The sequence below is a fragment of the Myroides sp. LoEW2-1 genome, from assembly GCF_009767705.1.
Lineage (GTDB): Bacteria > Bacteroidota > Bacteroidia > Flavobacteriales > Flavobacteriaceae > Flavobacterium > Flavobacterium album_A.
The window spans coordinates 1-230 of sequence record NZ_WSPP01000335.1 but is presented as its reverse complement, the minus strand read 5'-3'; the positions used below and the strand labels follow the sequence as shown (position 1 = coordinate 230).

Sequence of the window (230 nt, the reverse complement as noted above, 5' to 3'; positions counted from 1 at the left end):
GTTACTTGAGCCTTCTTGCTCTGTTTCACCCTTAAACTTTACTACCCAATAACTAAATGTCGCTAGCTTAATTCCAACACTTTCACAATACTTTGATTGTGTTAATCCACTTGTTTTCCAATCCTCTACATGAGAGTACATAATTTCTTGTTTGCTCATCTCTTTATTATTTGAGACAAACTTACTATCTTACATCATCTTATGAAATATGTGGTTGCTCGGGTGCATAC

General features: G+C 34.8%; 1 protein-coding gene. It reads right to left on the bottom strand.

Translation table 11 applies throughout. The features are described from left to right. Positions 1–159: IS66 family insertion sequence element accessory protein TnpA (gene tnpA / locus GOQ24_RS17055; RefSeq protein WP_410505211.1), on the bottom strand; the 159-nt coding region annotated here is incomplete at its 3' end. Positions 160–230: the final 71 nt, after the last annotated feature.